17 protein-coding genes are annotated in these 17,535 nt (G+C 68.9%); 11 read left to right on the top strand and 6 right to left on the bottom strand.

Annotated elements, in window-relative coordinates:
- Window positions 1–253: 253 nt before the first annotated feature.
- Window positions 254–457, bottom strand: coding sequence for a hypothetical protein (locus FEK34_RS23140; RefSeq protein WP_138450929.1), 204 nt, complete (start codon window positions 455–457; stop codon window positions 254–256).
- A gap of 1,786 nt (window positions 458–2,243) precedes the next feature.
- On the opposite strand from FEK34_RS23140, the gene FEK34_RS23135 reads away from it, so the two are divergent.
- Window positions 2,244–2,801: a hypothetical protein gene (locus tag FEK34_RS23135; RefSeq protein WP_138450927.1), complete on the top strand. Its 558-nt coding sequence runs from the start codon at window positions 2,244–2,246 to the stop codon at window positions 2,799–2,801.
- Window positions 2,802–2,935: 134 nt separating this feature from the next.
- Here the strand turns inward: FEK34_RS23135 and FEK34_RS23130 are convergent, their stop codons facing one another.
- Both FEK34_RS23130 and FEK34_RS23125 read right to left on the bottom strand, forming a co-directional pair.
- Window positions 2,936–3,286: a VOC family protein gene (locus tag FEK34_RS23130; protein WP_138450925.1), complete on the bottom strand. Its 351-nt coding sequence runs from the start codon at window positions 3,284–3,286 to the stop codon at window positions 2,936–2,938.
- A 30-nt stretch (window positions 3,287–3,316) separates the two neighbouring features.
- Entirely contained in the window at window positions 3,317–3,955 is a 639-nt protein-coding gene (locus tag FEK34_RS23125) for a glyoxalase (protein WP_138450923.1), read from the bottom strand.
- A 218-nt stretch (window positions 3,956–4,173) separates the two neighbouring features.
- Between FEK34_RS23125 and FEK34_RS23120 the strand changes: the two genes are divergently transcribed.
- Window positions 4,174–6,966 (top strand): ATP-binding protein, encoded by a 2,793-nt coding sequence (locus FEK34_RS23120; protein ID WP_138450921.1) that lies wholly within the window; start codon window positions 4,174–4,176, stop codon window positions 6,964–6,966.
- Window positions 6,967–7,207: 241 nt separating this feature from the next.
- Entirely contained in the window at window positions 7,208–7,606 is a 399-nt protein-coding gene (locus FEK34_RS23115) for an NUDIX hydrolase (protein ID WP_138450919.1), read from the top strand.
- Between the two features lie 616 nt (window positions 7,607–8,222).
- Here FEK34_RS23115 and FEK34_RS23110 read toward each other — a convergent pair.
- Entirely contained in the window at window positions 8,223–8,528 is a 306-nt protein-coding gene (locus FEK34_RS23110) for a hypothetical protein (RefSeq protein WP_249359511.1), read from the bottom strand.
- A complete protein-coding gene (gene mca, locus FEK34_RS23105; protein ID WP_249359509.1) occupies window positions 8,528–9,412 on the bottom strand; it encodes a mycothiol conjugate amidase Mca in 885 nt (294 codons plus the stop codon). Before mca ends, FEK34_RS23110 begins: the two co-directional genes overlap by 1 nt.
- A 176-nt stretch (window positions 9,413–9,588) precedes the next feature.
- On the opposite strand from mca, the gene FEK34_RS23100 reads away from it, so the two are divergent.
- Both FEK34_RS23100 and greA read left to right on the top strand, forming a co-directional pair.
- On the top strand, window positions 9,589–10,065 hold the full coding sequence (locus tag FEK34_RS23100) for a DUF4307 domain-containing protein (protein ID WP_138450915.1): 477 nt from the start codon (window positions 9,589–9,591) through the stop codon (window positions 10,063–10,065).
- A 291-nt stretch (window positions 10,066–10,356) separates the two neighbouring features.
- Entirely contained in the window at window positions 10,357–10,851 is a 495-nt protein-coding gene (greA, locus tag FEK34_RS23095) for a transcription elongation factor GreA (RefSeq protein ID WP_036539687.1), read from the top strand.
- A gap of 94 nt (window positions 10,852–10,945) precedes the next feature.
- Here greA and FEK34_RS23090 read toward each other — a convergent pair whose 3' ends face one another.
- On the bottom strand, window positions 10,946–12,088 hold the full coding sequence (locus FEK34_RS23090; RefSeq protein ID WP_138450913.1) for a cystathionine gamma-synthase: 1,143 nt from the start codon (window positions 12,086–12,088) through the stop codon (window positions 10,946–10,948).
- A 91-nt stretch (window positions 12,089–12,179) separates the two neighbouring features.
- Between FEK34_RS23090 and FEK34_RS23085 the strand changes: the two genes are divergently transcribed.
- The 6 genes from FEK34_RS23085 to FEK34_RS23060 all read left to right on the top strand — a co-directional run bounded on the left by FEK34_RS23085 (window position 12,180) and on the right by FEK34_RS23060 (window position 17,529).
- On the top strand, window positions 12,180–13,355 hold the full coding sequence (locus FEK34_RS23085) for an acyl-CoA dehydrogenase family protein (protein WP_138450911.1): 1,176 nt from the start codon (window positions 12,180–12,182) through the stop codon (window positions 13,353–13,355).
- A 277-nt stretch (window positions 13,356–13,632) separates the two neighbouring features.
- The gene (locus FEK34_RS23080; RefSeq protein WP_138450909.1) at window positions 13,633–14,175 is read left to right on the top strand and encodes a DUF4254 domain-containing protein; all 543 of its coding nucleotides are present in this window, start codon (window positions 13,633–13,635) and stop codon (window positions 14,173–14,175) included.
- Window positions 14,176–14,323: 148 nt separating this feature from the next.
- Complete coding sequence (locus tag FEK34_RS23075) at window positions 14,324–14,920, top strand: DUF3558 domain-containing protein (RefSeq protein ID WP_138450907.1); 597 nt, start codon at window positions 14,324–14,326, stop codon at window positions 14,918–14,920.
- 45 nt (window positions 14,921–14,965) lie between these two features.
- Window positions 14,966–15,442 carry a hypothetical protein gene (locus tag FEK34_RS23070; RefSeq protein WP_138450905.1) on the top strand — a complete coding sequence of 159 codons (477 nt, stop codon included), beginning with the start codon at window positions 14,966–14,968 and terminating at the stop codon, window positions 15,440–15,442.
- Window positions 15,443–15,448: 6 nt separating this feature from the next.
- Window positions 15,449–16,762: a hypothetical protein gene (locus tag FEK34_RS30130; RefSeq protein ID WP_171048341.1), complete on the top strand. Its 1,314-nt coding sequence runs from the start codon at window positions 15,449–15,451 to the stop codon at window positions 16,760–16,762.
- Window positions 16,759–17,529 carry an ESX secretion-associated protein EspG gene (locus tag FEK34_RS23060; RefSeq protein WP_138450903.1) on the top strand — a complete coding sequence of 257 codons (771 nt, stop codon included), beginning with the start codon at window positions 16,759–16,761 and terminating at the stop codon, window positions 17,527–17,529. Before FEK34_RS30130 ends, FEK34_RS23060 begins: the two co-directional genes overlap by 4 nt.
- Window positions 17,530–17,535: the final 6 nt, after the last annotated feature.

The raw sequence follows: 17,535 nt of genomic DNA, 5'->3' as shown, positions 1-17,535 counted from the left end.
CTGTCGCTTGCTGGGAGTCTTGTGGCCCATGTCGTGGGCGGGAGGGGCACCCGGATGCTGACAGTCCAGGAGCGAGGCGAGGGCGCGTAGGCGTTCCTAGCGACCCGCTCCCCGCCGTACGCAAGTACGTACTCCCCATCTGCGGGAAACAACGCGCCCCGAATGGGAAACTGGACGCGTCATAGTCCGTCGCGGCACCCGCTGCGATCGGATGTGGTTACCGGTCAGCACACCGGCCTCACCCGATAGGCGGTCATGACGAGCAGGACAGCGCGATGAGCCGGCCGTCACCCACCGACCTCGCCGAGATGCGTGCCATGGTCACCCGCTTGGAACGCGTGATCGCCGATGCCACCGCCACCGTCGCCGAACTGAAAGCCGCCATCGCCGCCGCCGAAGCCCAGTCGGCGAGCATGACCGCTGCCCCTGCGGCGAACCCGCTCGTAGACGCCGCCACACCCGCACCCGATCGTGCGCCGCGCCCCACACCCTGGTCCAAGCGAAGACCCGCGGCGACAGCAGCAGGACGTCCGGCCGCACCCGCCACCACAGCGCCTCAGGCAGGCAACGCGACGACCGACAGCGGCCGTGCGGCGACACCGCACCCCTCGACCCGAGATACCGCATCCGCGAGTGCCGCGGACATACATCCCGGCAGCACCCGCGCGACCGCACCCCGTTCGCAGACCCCCGTCGCCGCAGCGCCGCTCCCATCCCGGCCCGGGGATCTCAGCACCGCCGCCGAGCCCGGCCTTTCCACGACCGGCCGCGCCCGCCCGGCCACATCGCAGCCACCAGTACAGCCCGCACCACTACCAACTATCGCGACCGGGCGCTCGACCTCCGAGCCCGCCCGTCCGGCAGCCGGCGACGGGGACTCGGCCGAGGCGCCTCGGTCGGAGTCCTCCGCCAGCGCCGGGCGGGAACCGGCCCGACTCGACGCCCTACCGGACTCGCTGCGTTCCCTTCGTGTGCCCACCGTTGCCCGACCGCAGGGCGCGGCAGGCCCGCGACCGGCGAACTCACTCGGTGCCGACCAGCATCTGGCGAGCGCTCCGCCGTCTGCGGCGCGGCCGGCTCCCACTTCACCGCCGGTAGCGCACCGTACTGCCGCTCAACCCGACGGCGCTCAACCGGCCGGCGGCAGCGCACAGTCGGCAGGCCGCGGTGCACAGCGGGATCAGCCATCCGGCTCCGAACAGCACGACGCCGCCGCGGCTGTCACCGAGGCCCGGCCGGGCGACACCGCGACCGACAGCGCTCGCTTGTCTGCGCCGCAACCACCGCCTTCGCCCGTCGCGCCGGGCGCTTCCGCGATGGGGCTCGACGACGATGCACGGCGGACGCCGATCGCATTGGGCGAATCAGCTACGAGCCAAGAGGTTTCGTTCCGCGAGGACGACGCGTTGAGCAGCGGCGAGGACCGGGGAATGGCACCAGGGCCCAGGTCAACCAGCGCTGGGCAGGCCGCCTCCGGTCCGTCCCCGCTGGACGCGTTGCCGGAAGCGCTGCGGTCCCTTCGCGTGCCCATGGTCGCTCGGCCGCAGGGTGAGGCAGGCCCGGCACCAGGTATTCGACCGGCGGGCTCACCCGGTGCGGACCACCACCCGGCGAACGGTCAACCATCGGCGGCGCAACCGGCTCCCGCTCAACCGCCTGTCGCGCACCCAGCTGCCACGAATCCAGCCGGCACTCAACCGGCTGCTACTCAACCGGCTGCCAACCAGCCAGCCACCACACAGCCGGCTACCAGTCATCCAGTTGCCACTTACCCCGGTCCCACTCCACCACCGGGCGCGACCCCAACCGCCGCGCAACCCGCTGCCGCCCAACTAGCCGCCACCCAACCAGCAACCAACCAGCCGGCTCTCAGTCATCCAGTTGCCACTCACCCCGGCCCCACTCCACCACCGGGCCCGATCCCAACCGCCGCCCACCCAGCCACCGCCGAACCAGCTGCCACCCAACCAGCAACCAACCAGCCGGCTCCCGGGCAACCAGCTCCCGCTCAACCCGGACCCACTCCACCACCGGGCGCGATCCCAACCGCCGCCCAACCAGCCACCGCTGATCAAGGTGTCCGACAACCCGCTGCCACCCAACCAGCCTCCGCCCGATCAGCGGTCACGCAGCGGGCTGACGCCCACGAACCGGCCGGCCAACCACCGACCATTACACAGCGCGATCAGTCGCCCGATTCCGATGGGCACAACCTTCTGGCCGAGCTGGCGGCGCGGCACGGGTTGACGCTGATCGGCTTCGACGACCCGCCACTCGACCCTTCCATCCTGCGTGAGTTCGCCGAAGCGGTCGGCGACATGCTCGCCAGGTACCCGATCACCTTGCAGGGCATCGAGATTCGCCACCCTGCCGGGACTGCGCCGCCCCGCACCCTCGGCGCGGCCGCCGTGCCTCGAACGGACCCCGCACCGCTGTGGCTGGTCCTCGACAGCACCGCGCTGGTGCCGCGGCCGACGGCTGCCCCGCGTTCCCGGAAGTGGCTGCGCAGGCGTCGCATTGCCGACCGCACGGTGTACATGGCGGTGGTCCGGGCGTACGGCTGCGCACTCGACACCGCGGGCAACTTCCGTGCCCGCCAGGTAGCCCAGCGACTACTGGTCACCGAGTCCCTGCGCGGCGGACCGGATCTCGTTTTCAGCCCGCTGAACCCGGCTCAGGCCCTGGTCGACGCCTTCACCGACGTGGTGTTGCACGACCGTCGCGCGGGCAGGCAGGCCGAGGCCCTGCACGACATCCTGGTGACGATGGCGCGACGGGAGACCACCGAGATCCCGTCCTGACCTGCTGGCGCGGCAACCCGAGCGCGACCGCGAGTTTCACCGGACCCAGCGGAACAATCCACGCGTGCGCCGCGGGATCGATGACACGCGCATCCGCCGGACGACCCCTCGTCGTCCGGCGGTGAGCACGGCATTCAGCGGTCCTGAATCAGCCCCAGCGCATTCCCGTCGGCATCGGTGACCGTGGCGACCACCCGTCCCCCACCCACCTCGCGCGCCGGTTCCCGCACAGTCGCCCCGGCCGCGACGAGCTCACCGAGCTTGGCCTCGATATCGTCCACGTGCCAGTACGCCACCGGCGAGGTCATCTGCTGCGGCCCGCCGTCGGGCACCAGCCCGATGTGCTGGCCCTCGGCTTCGAAGCCCACGTAGTAGGGCGAGTCGGTCTGCGGCGCGACGCCGAGCAGGGCGGTGTAGAGCTGTTTGGCGGCTTCCAGGTCCGTCACCGGGTGCAGGACGGTCTTGATTCCCTGGGTGGTCGTCATGATCTCTCCTCGAGAAAAGTGCTGGATGTGTCAGGCGGTGGGGCTGAGGCTGGCGGCCGCCTCCCACACGAACCCGTCCGGGTCGGTGCACGGCGCGATATCGGCGGCGAAGGCGATGCGGTGCGAACCGGCGCCGTCGGCGGGCACGCCCGCGTCCTTGGCGGCGGCCTTGCGGCCGTAGAGCGCGAGCTTCACCGACGACGCCGACGCCTCGAACTCGACGTACTTGCTGCCGAAGCTCTTGCCGACGGTCAGCCCGTGCTCGACGTAGAACTGTTTGGTCGCCTTGACGTTGTCCACGCCGAGCAGCACGACGAATTCGTCGATCTCCCTGGTGGCGGGCCCGGTGTCCTTCTTCGCCGAGGTCGCGATCTTCCAGATCGAACCGTCCGGCGCCTGGACGACACCGCCGTAGCCCCAGAAGCTCTTCTTGGCGGCCTTCACGATGGTCGCGCCGGCATCGACGGCCGAGCCGACGAGGCTGTCCACCGTGCTCGGCTGCGAGACCACCAGCGACAGCACGTAGCCGCGGAACCCGCTGGTCGGCGCCTGCGATTCCCGCACCCGCAGCTTGTCGCCGAGACCGAACGCGGCGTCGTAGAAGGTTTCGGTGGCCGCGGCGTCGGTGGCTTCGAGGATGACGGACTGGATGGAAGCGGTGCTGGTCATGATCACTCCTGATGTCGGGGGCCCGGTGGGCCTGGTGCCGTGAAACGGCTGTGTTCACAGCTTCGCGCCGGAGGGGCATCCACCACATCCGTGGCGACCACGGAACCGACCACGGATCGCGCGCACGCACGGCCTCCGTGCCCACACCGGACGTCTCCGTACCGACCCGGTTTCAGACCGCGAAGTATGATCACGCGATCACGAGCAGGATGGGAGTCATGGCGGCGACGGTGGAGATCTCGGCGCGCGAAGCCGAGGTGCTCTCGCTGGTGGGGCAGCATCTGAGCAATGCCGAGATCGGCGCGCGCTTGTTCATCTCGGTGCGCACGGTGGAAAGCCATGTGTCCTCCCTGCTGCGCAAGCTGGAGGTGCCCGATCGGCGCGCGCTGGCCCAGCACGCCTCCCAGCCCGACGCCGACGAGCAGCCGCAACCCGCGCCCGCTCTGCCCAAGCCGCTGACCTCGTTCATCGGCCGCACCCGCGAACGCGCCGAGCTGGGCGAGCTGATCACCGAACACCGGCAGGTGAGCGCGGTCGGCCCCGGCGGGGTGGGTAAGACCCGGCTCGCACTGGCCGTCGCCGCCGACGCGGCCGCCAACTTTCCCGACGGCGTGTGGTTCGTGGATCTGGTGCCGATCACCAGCCCCGATATCTGCGTGGTCGCCGGGACGGTCGCGTTCGCGCTCGGCATCGGCGAGCAACCCGGACGCGGCATGGACGAGTCGGTGCTCGCCGCGCTCGCCGACCGGCAGGCCCTGCTGATCCTCGACAATTGCGAGCATGTCCTGGACGGGGTGGCGCCGTTCATCGAACGCCTGCTCGCGGCGTGTCCCCGGATGACGGTGCTGGCCACCAGCCGCGCCCGGCTGATGGTTCCCTTCGAGCGCGTGTATCCGGTCGCGCCGATGTCGCTGGCCGGTGCGGGCGATTCGGATGCGGTGGAGCTGTTCATGGATCGCGCGGCGGCGAGCGGTTGGCCGCCGAACAACGCACTGCGCGAACAGGTTTCCGCTTTCTGCGAACGACTCGACGGCGTGGCGCTGGCCATCGAGCTGGCCGCCGCCCGCTGGACCACCCTCGGCCTGGACGGTCTCGAGGCCGGACTCTCCGATCAGCTGCGCATGCTCTCGGGCGGTTCCCGCGCCGAGGACCGCCACCGCTCGGTGCGCGCGGCCCTGGACTGGAGCCACGACCTGCTCGACCCGGACGATCGGGTGCTGCTGCGCCGGATCTCGCTGTTCATGAAGTCGTTCAGCGTGCAGGCGGCGGCGCGGGTCGCCGGGTTGGATCTGGGTGTCGCCGCCGACGGTCTGGCCCGGCTGGCCGAGCAGAGCCTGCTGGTGGTCACGGCCACCGCGAACGGCACCGAATACCGTGCGCTGGAAACGATTCGGCAGTACGGCCGGGAACGGCTCACGCAGGCCGACGAACTCACCGACACCAGGTCACGCCATCTGCGCTGGTGCCTGACCGAGGCCGAGGCCCTCGACGTGATCGGCCCCGATTGGCGCGCCCGATTCGACCGGGTCGCCGACGATTTCCGGGCCGCCATGGCCTGGGCCGCCGACCGGCCGGAGCAGCGCACCGACGCCCGCGAGCTCGCCGAGCGGATGGCGCGACTGTGCTTCACCCGCAACCTGATCGGTGAATCCCAGATGCGCTACGAGCAGGCCGCCGCCCTCGCCGACGACCCGGCCGTGGCGGCGTCGATGCTGCGGCAGGCGGCGGGCGCGGCCGGATGCCAGCTGCGCGGCGAGGACATGGACCGCCTGCACCGCGAAGCCGCCGAGGCCGCCCGCCGGTCCGGTGACACCGCGGGCGCGGCCTGCGATCTGGCCACCGCCGCCGCCGACTCCTACCGTTTCGCAGGCAAATTCGTCCGGGTGCTGCCGCGGGCGGAAGCGCTGGCCCTCATCACCGAGGCGCGGCAACTGGCCGGCGACGACCCGAAGGCGCAGGCCGCCGTCGCCTTGGCCGAGGCCGGGCGAATGCTCACCGACAACCTCACCGGGCAGCATCCGGAAGGCGAGGTGGTGCCGGACACCCTCGCGCGTACCGAACGCGCCGTCGACCTCGCCCAGCTCACCGGCGATCCGCTCGCCACCTCGGCGGCACTCGACACCCTCGCCGGCGCGCAGAGCTGGGCCGGTGACACCTTCGGCGCCGCGGCCACCACCCTGCGCCGGATGGCGGTACTCGAATCCGCCCCGCGCACGCCCGCCGCCACCCATGAGCTGATCGAGGCGCTCGGCGAGGCCACCGAAGCGAGCCTCGGCGCGGGCGATCTGCCCGGTGCCCGCCGCTGGGCGCGACAGCTCGCCGATCATCCGCTGCTGGCCGAGGTGGGGCATCGCGCCACCAGCTGGCTGTTGGTGACCGACGCGCTGGCCGGAAATATCGAGCAGGCCCGCACCCACAGCGTCCGCTTCCTCGATTCCTGGCAGCGCGCGGGCAGCCCCGCCCGCTCACTGCTCGGCCCCGCGATGGCGGGTGTGGCGCTGGTCCACGATCTGCGCGACGACCAGGACGCGCACGCCGAATGGGCCGAGTACACACGCCGCGTCGACACCACGCCCGTCCGCACCCACGGCTACGGCGCGGTCTTCGACGCCCTCGCCATGCTCCACCACGGACAGCCGGCCCAGGCGTTGCAGCGCATGGCCGCCGCCCCGGACGAGGTGTGGCGCTGGGTCACCTGGATCTGGCTGCACTGGTACGTCGCGCTGCGCGCCGAGGCCGCCGTCCTCGCCGGCAGCCCCGAGGCGAGTGAGCGCATCGCGGAGGCGCGAAACATCGTGGCGGGCAACCCGATTGCCGAAGCTCTCGTGGAGCGAGCCGATGCCCTGCTCGCCGGCGACCCGCAACGCACACTCACCACGGCCACCACCTTCGACGCCGCCGGTTGCGCATATCAGGCGGCACGGTCCCGAGTACTCGCGGGCGACGAACGGGGCACCGCCGCCATCGCGGGCCTCGGCCTCACCCCGATGGCACCGGTACCGGGGCGCTGAGCGCGACGCGCGCTGATGAACGCCGTGCTGCTCACCGAACCGCGCGGCCGCCGACGACCTGCATGTTCGCGCTCACGCGACTCCCGGCCTCGATGCAGAAGACGGATAGTCGCCGAGCGTGTTGTCTTCGAGGGAGCCACAGTCGACGCTCATGTTCGTCTCGGAACGACAGCCTGTGGGATGCCCCCGGCGACCAGGAGCCCCACGAAAACCCGCTTGATCGGCTTCCTACAGTGGAACCGTGATCCGTACCGCCGCCCTCGCCCACATCCGTGACCGCCGCCTCATCCAGACGCGTTCGGTGGGTAAAGAGGTCTTCTACATGGCGGGCGGCAAGATCGATCCTGGTGAGACTCCCGTCGAGGCATTGCATCGTGAGATCCGCGAGGAGCTCGGCGTCGGCGTGACAGAGGTCAGCGAGCTGGGTGTCTTTCATGCCGAGGCGTACGGGCAGGCGCCGGGCACGCAGTTGCAGATGAACTGCTTCACCGCCGATCTCACCGGCGAACCGACACCCACCAGCGAGATCGCCGAGCTGCGTTACTTCACCGTCAGCGAGTACGCGGCCATGGATCACGTCGCGCCCGGTTCGATGATGGTGTTCCGGCATTTGCACGAGCTCGGTCTCATCGACTGGTGAATGTGGTTGCTGGTCGGCAGCTTTCGGCACTGCAAGTTCCGGCACCGGGCACACGTGTAAAGCCCACTAGCAGTTCGTTTCCCGGCAACATGCGCGCCCGGCAACCACCATCGCCGTTCGATCTCGGCCGCACAACAAACCCATAGCAACCGAAAAACCCGGTGCGGTACGAAAACTCGCCCGGTAGACTGCACAGTGCGCCCGGAACGAGCGCAGCGGCGCCCCCACCCCGAGCTTTCAGTTCACCAGGGTGAAGCGATGCGCCATCACCGAACTCATCCCGGGCGTCCAAATTTCCTCGACCGCGAACACCGCGCAGCGGACAACGATTCGACGCCGAAGCATGCGTTACGCCCGGCCGGCACCCGACCTGCGCGGCGAAACCCACCCCGGTCGCCTGAGCAGCCGGTGTTCGCGCCCAATCGCAGCGCGAACGCCGGCGGGCCATCGACCACCGCGAATCGAGTACGCACGTTCGTATGAATGCTGGTCAGCAGCGGCACCTCACGCACCACCGACCGCCGCTCGTCGCCGTCGATCAACACCGGCATTCCGGCACAACGACATCGGGCCCGAGACCAGCCACGGTCTCGGGCCCGACGCGAAGGCTCAGCACTCAGCCGGATTCAGCACGTCCACCGGCATCGGCGCGCCCATCGGAATCGGCGTGCTTCCCGGCGTCGTCCTCCACTTCCGCACGCAACGCGATCCCCGGCTCGGTTCCCTCATCGGCGGCCTGGTCCGGCTCCGGATGCTCGGGCTCGAACTGCTCGGGCAGATTCTTCAGATGCTTGTTCATCGAACGCACCAGCAGGAACGTGCCGACCAGCAGGATCAGCACGATGATCAGACCGAACGGCGAGGCCTTGCCGAATTCGGGGCCGGTCGGTGTGCCCGGGGTCTGGGCGAGTAGAGCGAGCATCACCGGTGCTCGTCCTCGATACCGGCGAACAGGTCGTTCTCGGGCAGGGCGGTGCGCACCCGGGTGCGGGCCAGTTCGAACTCCTCGGTCGGCCACAGCCGCTGCTGGATCTCCAGCGGGATGGCGAAGAACGCGCCGTTGGGGTCGATCTGGGTGGCGTGCGCGCGCAGAGCGTCATCGCGCTGCGGGAAGTACTTGGCGCATTCGACCTGGGTGGTGACCCGGGTCATCACGTCGCCGCGCTCGACGGCGTACTTGCGCATCCGGTCCAGCCACTCCCGCATCGGGAACGGCTCGCCCATGCGCTCGTACTCCTCGGCGAACACTTCCAGCCTGCGGATGCTGAACCCGTGGTCGTAGTACAGCTTCAGCGGCGTCCACGGCTCACCCGCGTCGGGGAACTTCTCCGGATCGCCCGCGGCCTCGAACGCGGCCACCGACACCTCATGGCAGCGGATGTGGTCCGGATGCGGGTAGCCGCCGGTCTCGTCGTAGGTGGTCATGACGTGCGGTTTGAACTCGCGCACCACCCGCACCAGCGCCTCGGTGGCCTCCTCCAGCGGTACCAGCGCGAAGCAGCCTTCGGGCAGCGGCGGCAGCGGGTCGCCCTCGGGCAGGCCGGAGTCGACGAATCCCAGCCAGGTCTGGTTGACGCCGAGCGCGGCGGCCGCGGCCGCCATCTCCTCGCGGCGGATCTCGTCGATCCGGTCCAGCACACCGGGGGTATCCATCGCCGGGTTCAGGATGCTGCCGCGTTCGCCGCCGGTCAGCGTGACGACGAGGACATCGTTGCCTTCATCGGCATACCGTGCGGTGGTCGCGGCACCCTTGCTCGATTCGTCGTCGGGGTGGGCGTGCACCGCCATGAGGCGAAGGCCACTCACTTCACGTTCACCGTCGCTCTCGCATCGCGGGTGGGTCGGGAGATTCCCGTCAGGTCTTCGTTCTCTATAGTTCCATTCCGACCGATTCTGTTCCGACCTACCCCCCGCGAGCGTCCTCACACGCCCGGACCGGGGCCCGAAGGACACCGCATGACCGCGTCGATGCCCGCAACCGCATGACCGAGCCGGACCCCAGCCGCGCCGCCGACGTCGCGGCTCGCAATGCCGACCGCTACGGCGCCCGACCGGCGGGGCAGCGCACCAGGCGCAAGCTCATCGCGCTCGGCCTGGGCCTGGTGGTGCTGGTGGCCGGGGTCGTGGTGGCCTATCTGGGCTGGTCGAAGTACGGCCCGGACGACATCCAGGCCGAGCAGCTCGGCTACACCGTCATCGACGATTCGACCATCGAGGTGCGGATCAAGGTCACCCGCGACGATCCCACCGAGCCCGTCGTCTGCTTCGTCCGCGCGATGTCGCGGGACAACGCCGAGGTGGGCCGGCGCGAAGTCCTGATCGTGGGCGCCGACCCGAACGCCACCGAGGACTACGGCACCATCGAACTCACCACCCGCGTCCGGTCCTCCGAACGGCCGTCCTCGGCCAGTGTCTACGGCTGCACAGACAAGGTGCCGCAGTACCTGCGCGCGGGCTGAAATAACGCGGTTACGGCGCGAACTGCCCAGAAAATAAACTCCGACCTGCGCATTTATGAACCATGCTAAAATGGCTTCACGCACGGTTCCGGGGCACGGAGCCGTGTTTGCTGCATTGGCGGCCGGCGCGGTTCCGGATCGGCGAGATTATCCGGGATCAGGTCTGTGAAGGTTCGAAGAACTTCCCAGGAACGCTCCAGCCGTCTGCTTGTGCCTGTCCGCGTGCGGGTGGGTACTCGCAGTATCAGGGAATCCTGGCTCGCCGGGAACAACTACTAGGGAGTGATCGAGATGACTGAGACGCAAGTGACCTGGCTGACCCCGGAGTCGCACGACAGGCTCAAGAGCGAACTCGACGCGCTCATTGCCAACCGTCCGGTCATCGCCGCCGAGATCAACGAACGCCGTGAAGAGGGCGACCTCAAGGAGAACGGCGGATACCACGCCGCGCGCGAGGAGCAGGGTCAGCAGGAAGCTCGCATCCGCCAGCTGCAGGAGCTGCTGAACAACGCCAAGGTGGGCGTCGCGCCCACCAAGTCCGGCGTCGCGCTGCCGGGTTCCGTGGTCAAGGTCTACTACGACGGCGACGAATCCGACACCGAGACCTTCCTCATCGCCACGCGCGAAGAGGGCCTCAGCGACTCCAAGCTGGAGACCTACTCCCCCAACTCGCCGCTGGGTGGCGCGCTCATCGACGCGAAGGTCGGCGAGACCCGCGAATACACCCTGCCCAACGGCAACACCATGAAGGTGACGTTGATCAGCGCGGAGCCCTACCACAGCTGATCCGGCTCGCGGCCGGCATCGTCCGGCCGGGCCCACAGACACGAACGGCCGCATCCGATACTTCGGGTGCGGCCGCTTCGTCATCTGGGGAGCCTCAGCTCAGCGCCTGCTCGAGGTCGGCGAGCAGGTCGCTGACGTCTTCGATGCCCACCGACAGCCGCACCAGATCCGCGGGCACCTCGAGCATCGAGCCCGCGGTGGACGCGTGGGTCATGGCCGCCGGGTGTTCGATCAGCGATTCCACACCGCCCAGCGATTCGGCCAGGGTGAAGATCTTGGTCCGGGAGCAGAAGTCGCGGGCCGCGTCGGGGCCGTCGTTGAGCCGCACCGAGATCATGCCGCCGAAGCGGCGCATCTGCTTGTCGGCGACCACATGTCCGGGGTGCTCGTTCAGGCCCGGGTAGATGACCTGCGAGATCTTCGGGTGCCTGGTCAGGAACTCGGCGAGGGTCTCGGCGTTGTCGCAGTGCCGGTCCATCCGCAGCGCCAGGGTCTTGGTGCCGCGCATGGTCAGGAAGGCGTCGAACGGGCCGGGGACGGCGCCCGCGCCGTTCTGCAGGAACGCGAACGCGGCGTCGAGTTCGGCGTCATTGGTGATCAGCGCGCCACCGATGACGTCGGAGTGACCGCCCAGGTACTTGGTGGTCGAATGCACCACGATGTCGGCGCCCAGCAGCAGCGGCTGCTGCAGGTACGGGGTGGCGAAGGTGTTGTCGACCACCAGCTTGGCGCCGGCGGCGTGCGCGACATCGGCGAGGGCCGGGATGTCACCGATGCTGAGCAGCGGGTTCGTGGGGGTTTCGATCCAGACCAGCTTGGTGTTGGGGCGGATCGCGGCGCGCATCTCGTCGACGTTGAACACGTGCGCGGGCGAATGCTCGATGCCCCACTGGCTGAACACCTTGTCGATGAGCCGGAAGGTGCCGCCGTAGGCGTCGTCGGGGATGACGATGTGATCGCCGGGGCGCAGCGTGGCGCGCAGGGCACAGTCGGTGGCGGCCATGCCGGAGGCGAAGGCGCGGCCGTAGCGGCCGGATTCCAGCGCGGCGAGGTTGGCTTCCAGGGCGGTGCGGGTTGGGTTGCCGGTGCGGCCGTATTCGTAGCCGTCCCGCAGGCCGCCGACGCCGTCCTGGGCGAAGGTGGAGCTCGCGTAGATGGGCACGTTCACCGCGCCGGTCTGGGGATCGGGATCGAAACCGGCGTGCACGGCCCTGGTGGAGAATCCCAGCTCACTCATGGCCTCAGCCTAAAGGCAGCGTTTTCCGCGCCGACGGCCGGTTCTCCCGTTGGGCGTGTCGGCCCGCGGGAGGCCCGTTTACGCTGTCCCCATGGTGACCGTCGAAGAACTGTTCGCGATCGATGCGCTGCTGACCGACACCGAACGCGAGATCCGTGACACCGTCGCGGCGTTCGCGGCCGAACGGCTGCGCCCGCATATCGCCGACTGGTTCGAGGCGGGTACCTTCCCGGCCCGCGATATCGCCCCCGAACTGGGCAAACTCGGTCTACTCGGTATGCACCTCGAGGGTTACGGCTGCGCGGGCATGTCGGCCACCACCTACGGGCTGGCCTGCCAGGAGTTGGAGGCCGTCGACTCCGGCGTGCGCTCGATGGTGTCGGTGCAGGGTTCGCTGGCGATGACCGCGATCCACAAGTTCGGCTCCGAGGAGCAGAAGCAGCAGTGGCTGCCGGAGATGGCGGCCGGCCGCGCGCTGGGCTGTTTCGGACTGACCGAACCCGACTTCGGCTCCAACCCCGGCGGTATGCGCACCCGCGCGCGCCGCGACGGCGACGACTGGGTGCTCAACGGCTCGAAGATGTGGATCACCAACGGCTCGGTGGCCGATGTCGCGGTGGTGTGGGCGCAGGTCGACGTCGACGGCAAGCAGGTCGTGCACGGCTTCCTGGTCCCGTCGGGAACCCCCGGCTTCCAGGCGCGGGGGATGCATCGCAAACTCTCGCTGCGCGCCTCGGTGACCGCCGAACTCGATTTCGACGAGGTCCGCCTGCCCGCCGACGCGCTGCTGCCCGGGGCGCGCGGTCTGTCCGCGCCGCTGGCCTGCCTGAGCGAGGCCCGGTTCGGCATCATCTTCGGCGCGCTGGGTGCGGCCCGCGACTGCCTCACCGCCACCATCGAATACGCCCGTACCCGCGAGGTTTTCGACAAACCGCTGGCCGCCTATCAGCTCACCCAGGCCAAGATCGCCGATATGGCGCTGGAATTCGGTAAAGGGCAGCTGCTCGCACTGCATCTGGGTCGGTTGAAGGATCGCGGCGAGATCGCGCCGGAACAGATCAGCGCCGGCAAACTCAACAGCACCCGCGAGGCCATCGCCATCGCCCGCGAATGCCGGACGATTCTGGGCGCCAACGGAATCACCCTGGATTACCCCGTGCTGCGCCACGCCAACAACCTCGAATCGGTTCTCACCTACGAAGGCACCGCCGAAGTCCACCAACTGGTCCTCGGAAACGCCCTCACCGGCGCCAAGGCCTTCCGGTAGGCAGTTATCGCACACCTTGTAGAGAGACTCGCCGCGCGACTCGCCGCGCTGGGTAACGAAACCTGTGCGAGGAACGGCCTCCGATAGGTGGACGGGCTGCGTGGCCTCACACGACGCATTCACCGGGGCGGAGAACATTGTTACCGCTTGTCATTCGAGGGCCATCTGGATGTCACCCATCGGCCCCGGCGATCGCGCACGCTATAACCGCACCCGAAGACGGGTTCGACGCAGGGGAATCGGCGGGTGCGCTGACACCGAAATGCGGAGGTGCGCAATGAACTCGCTGTCGTCCGGAACCGCCGTCCACGCCACGGTCACCGACTACCGCCAGAGTTACCGAGCGCGTGAACGTGGAACGCTCGCCGACCCGGTCGACGCCCGCCCGCTACCCGATCAGCGCGACCTGGTCGCGGCCTTCGCGGGCCGCCGCGAGGAACATCCGCTGCTGGACTGGGCGCAGGAACTGGCCGATCTGCACCGCGCCCGGCAACGCAACCCGCTCGCCACCGCCGGAATCGATTGCCGGCGCCACGAACTCGTCGCCCGCATCGACAACTGGGTGCGCACCCGCATCCCCGGCCGCTACGCCGCCCGGCAACTACGCGCCGCTTCCCTTGGCGCCACCGTCGACCGCATGGCCGCCGCCCACGTCCACGCCAGCCACCTGCTGCACACCGCCGAACGCGTCTCAGACGACCGCGTGCACGCCGCCTGGTACCGGCTGGCCCTGCTCGCCGACACCTGGACCGACCTGATCACCAGCGCGCCCGAACAGCGACGGCCGAACAGGCGCTACGAGACCGGAACGGCGCCGTAGACGGCGCGTCGTCACGCGTGTTTCCCGGTAACGCCGCCGCGACCCTTGCCCGGGCAAATCGGATTTCGATAAGGTCACAGCCAGCCGAGGGGGCGGAAATCCGAATCCGGTCCCGTATTCACGTGACCAGGATCGGGAGGAGCCGGTGATGAAGCTGGTGAAGGGGCGGTACCTGCTCGCTATCGGGGCTGTGGTGTTGGTTGCGGCGGGGTGTGGGGGGTCGACAGAGGGGGAAGCGCAGCCGGTGGGGTCGACGGGGGCCACCGCTGCGGGGAGCACCAGTACGACTGAGGGGTCCATTCCGGAGAATGTGCCGACCGGGTTCGATCCCTGCGTGGATATCACGCAGCAAGTTCTGGACTCGGAGGGGTTGCGAAATAAGCAACCCTCCTCCAACGAGGGATCTAACGGCGTCAAGTGGCAAGGCTGTCGCTGGGTCCAGTCCGATGGTTACGGCGCTACCATCAGCGCCACGAATATCACCGTCGACATGGTTCGCGGCAACCCGGACAGGACAGTCCGCGACGAATACACCATCGGCGGACGTGACGCGATCGCATCCCACGCCAGTGACGAGAAGGACCCGAAGTACGTGTGCACCCTTCATGTCGCGATGGAAGGGGGCAGCCTCGAGTTCGGCCTCAGCAATTCACCTTCGCGTCGAAAGACGGGATCGAGCGACACGTGCGTGCTGGCGCGAACTCTGGCAGAGAAAGTAGTGCCTTTGATCCCAGCTGGCGCCTGACTGCAACAACCGCAAAACACAACGCCTACCAGGGGGAAACCGACGATGAGCGACGAGACAACAGCTGGGCCGTTCGCTGGACTGATCACGGAAGCCACCGAAGGTCGGCTCTCGACGCAGCTGAGCGGTGACGTACGTGTCAACGCCGAAGAGTTTGTGTATATCGACCGCGACTGCCAGGCATTCAAAGACCTGATCGTCGACCTTCAGGAAATCGCACGAACGATATCGGACCAAGCGAAGTGGGGTCTCGGGGAGGATCAGGACCCGCTGTCATCGGCGAGCATCCTCGTGAGCCGATTCCGCGAGAAAGCCAAGGGCGCCGACAACAGCGTCTACTCCATCCTCGAAGAGCACTACAAGATCGTCGACGAGATCCAGCAACTCCACAAAGCGATCGCCCAGCGCTACATCGACACCGACGAGACGTTCGCCGCCCGCTACAACCAGCTCACGGCCGAACTACCGCCGCCGGGGCCGATTGCCCCGACGCGCACCCAGCCCGGCGTCGTAGCGAAGTAGGCAGCGATGTCCGAGATTCAGAACGAACTGCCGCGCATCAAGGACGGCGAGAATCCCGACCATCTCGAGCACGCTCAGATCAATGCCGCGTTCACGCCGTTGAATACGACCGAAGCCTTCGCGGCGGCGAATAAGTTCACCGAGATCGAGAACAAGTGGACCGACGGGGTTCGCGTGTTCGCCGCGCGTATTCAGCGCTCCAGTTCAGCCGCATGGGAAGGTCCGGCGGCGGAAGCGGCCCGTTCGGCGCTGTCCAATTACACGACCCGAGCCCAGGATCTTTCGCCCGTGTTGCAGGCGCTGGGTAGTCGCGTCTACGGCGCGGTCGATTCGATCAATTCGACCAAGCGTGAACTTCCGGAGGTAGTCGAGAAGGGCAAGACGTGGACTCCGGCGAACCTGCCGGGGCCCGCCGCGATTGCCCGCGCCGTGCGCGATGATGCCGAGGCCACCGCACGCGAGGTGATGGGCACGCATTACGTGAAACCGTTCGTCAAGGCCGACAGTGAGATTCCGGTCCTGCCGAAGCCCGACGACCCCACCCAGCCGCTGGTCCCGCCGGTGAAACCGCCCACCGAGGGCCGCGAGTGGGAAGGCGGTGGCGGCGATACCGGCGGTGACAACGGCAACGGCGGCGGCAATGGCGGCGGCGATCAGGGCGGCCCCGGTGAGGATCAGGGCGGCGGCGAAGGGGAACCCGAGGAAACCACCGGTGGCGAGGAAACCGGCGGCGAAACCACCGAGGAACAGCAGGATCCGACGACCACGGCGGCGAACACGACCACCCCGTCGAGTACGCCGACGAGCACCACGTCCCGCCTGACGGACCCGTCGCTCACTTCCACCACACCGGCAGGAGTCAACGCCGCTGGGTACTCCCCCACGGGTGTGCCGGGCGGCGGGACGGGTGGATCGGCGGGCACAGGCGGCCTGGGTCGCGGGGGCGGCGCCGGGGCCGGTGGCGGATCCGGTTCCGGTGGTTCGGGTTCCGGCAGTGAGAAGCCGGGTGCCGGGCGCAGCATTCCGGGTGGCCCGGGCGGCCTCGCCGCTCAGACGGGCGCGGGCGCGGCCGCCGCGGCCAGGGCCGCCACGACCGGGCGCGGCGTGACGGGTATGCCGATGGGCGGTATGGCTCCTGGCGCGGGGCGGGGCGGGAATGCCGAGGAGAACGAGCACAAGACGCCGGATTATCTGGTCACCGCCGAGAACACCGATGCGCTGCTGGGTGAGGTGCCGAAGACCGTTCCGGGTGGTGTGATCGGCGGCGATATTCCCTCGGCCGCGCCGGTGCGCGAGCAGGACGGGGAGGATCGTCGTTGAGCGAATGGAAATGGGACCCCGATGATTTCGCGGCCCTGTGGTACAGCGACGCTCATGACCGGTTCCCCCGTCCGTTGCGCTACGTCAGCCGCTTCGCTTTCCTCGGTGAGGCGGCGGCGCACCGCGAGAAAGTCCGCGCCGCCTACGACCGCGACGAGCGCGAACGGATCCAGCTCGCCTTCCACACCGTCGCCGAATCCGATTTCCGGATCGAAATAATCGGCGGGACAACGAAAACCAAGCGCGGTAAGGAAGGCGAGTATCGCGTCGTCGGCGCGAGCACCGCGTATCAGGCGGTCGTCTTGTCGCAAGCGGCGATCGACGGCGTCGACGGCCCGATCACCTGCCGCCTGTTCCGTCCCGAGCAGCTACCCGGCCGATTGACCGCGGCCATGCCTTCCTGCCCACCCGGCAAGCAGCCTGCTGCGACCTTCCACCTGGCCGACCTCGATCCCGCGCGCACACCGCATCATTCGAGCTTCGCCCACCGCAGCCCGCGCGAGGAATACCAGCGCCTCGCGCTACGCCCGGCCGACGGCGGCGGCAATGCCTGCCTGTTCACCGGCCCGATCCACGGCCGCCCCGATCCCTGGTATGCCACCCAGTGGTACGACATCACCGGCGACGGCCGCTACCAGGAACACCGCGTCCGCGACCAGCTCATCGTCCGCCCCGCCACCGGCGCCACCCTCACCGAACAGTTCACGCACTGGATCGAGCGCGCCCGCCGCCGCATTCGCGAAGAAGCGGAGGAAGCGGCCTGGTAGTGCGGG

This window comes from Nocardia cyriacigeorgica, assembly GCF_005863245.1.
Lineage (GTDB): Bacteria > Actinomycetota > Actinomycetes > Mycobacteriales > Mycobacteriaceae > Nocardia > Nocardia cyriacigeorgica_C.
This window is presented reverse-complemented; position numbering and strand designations above follow the sequence as displayed.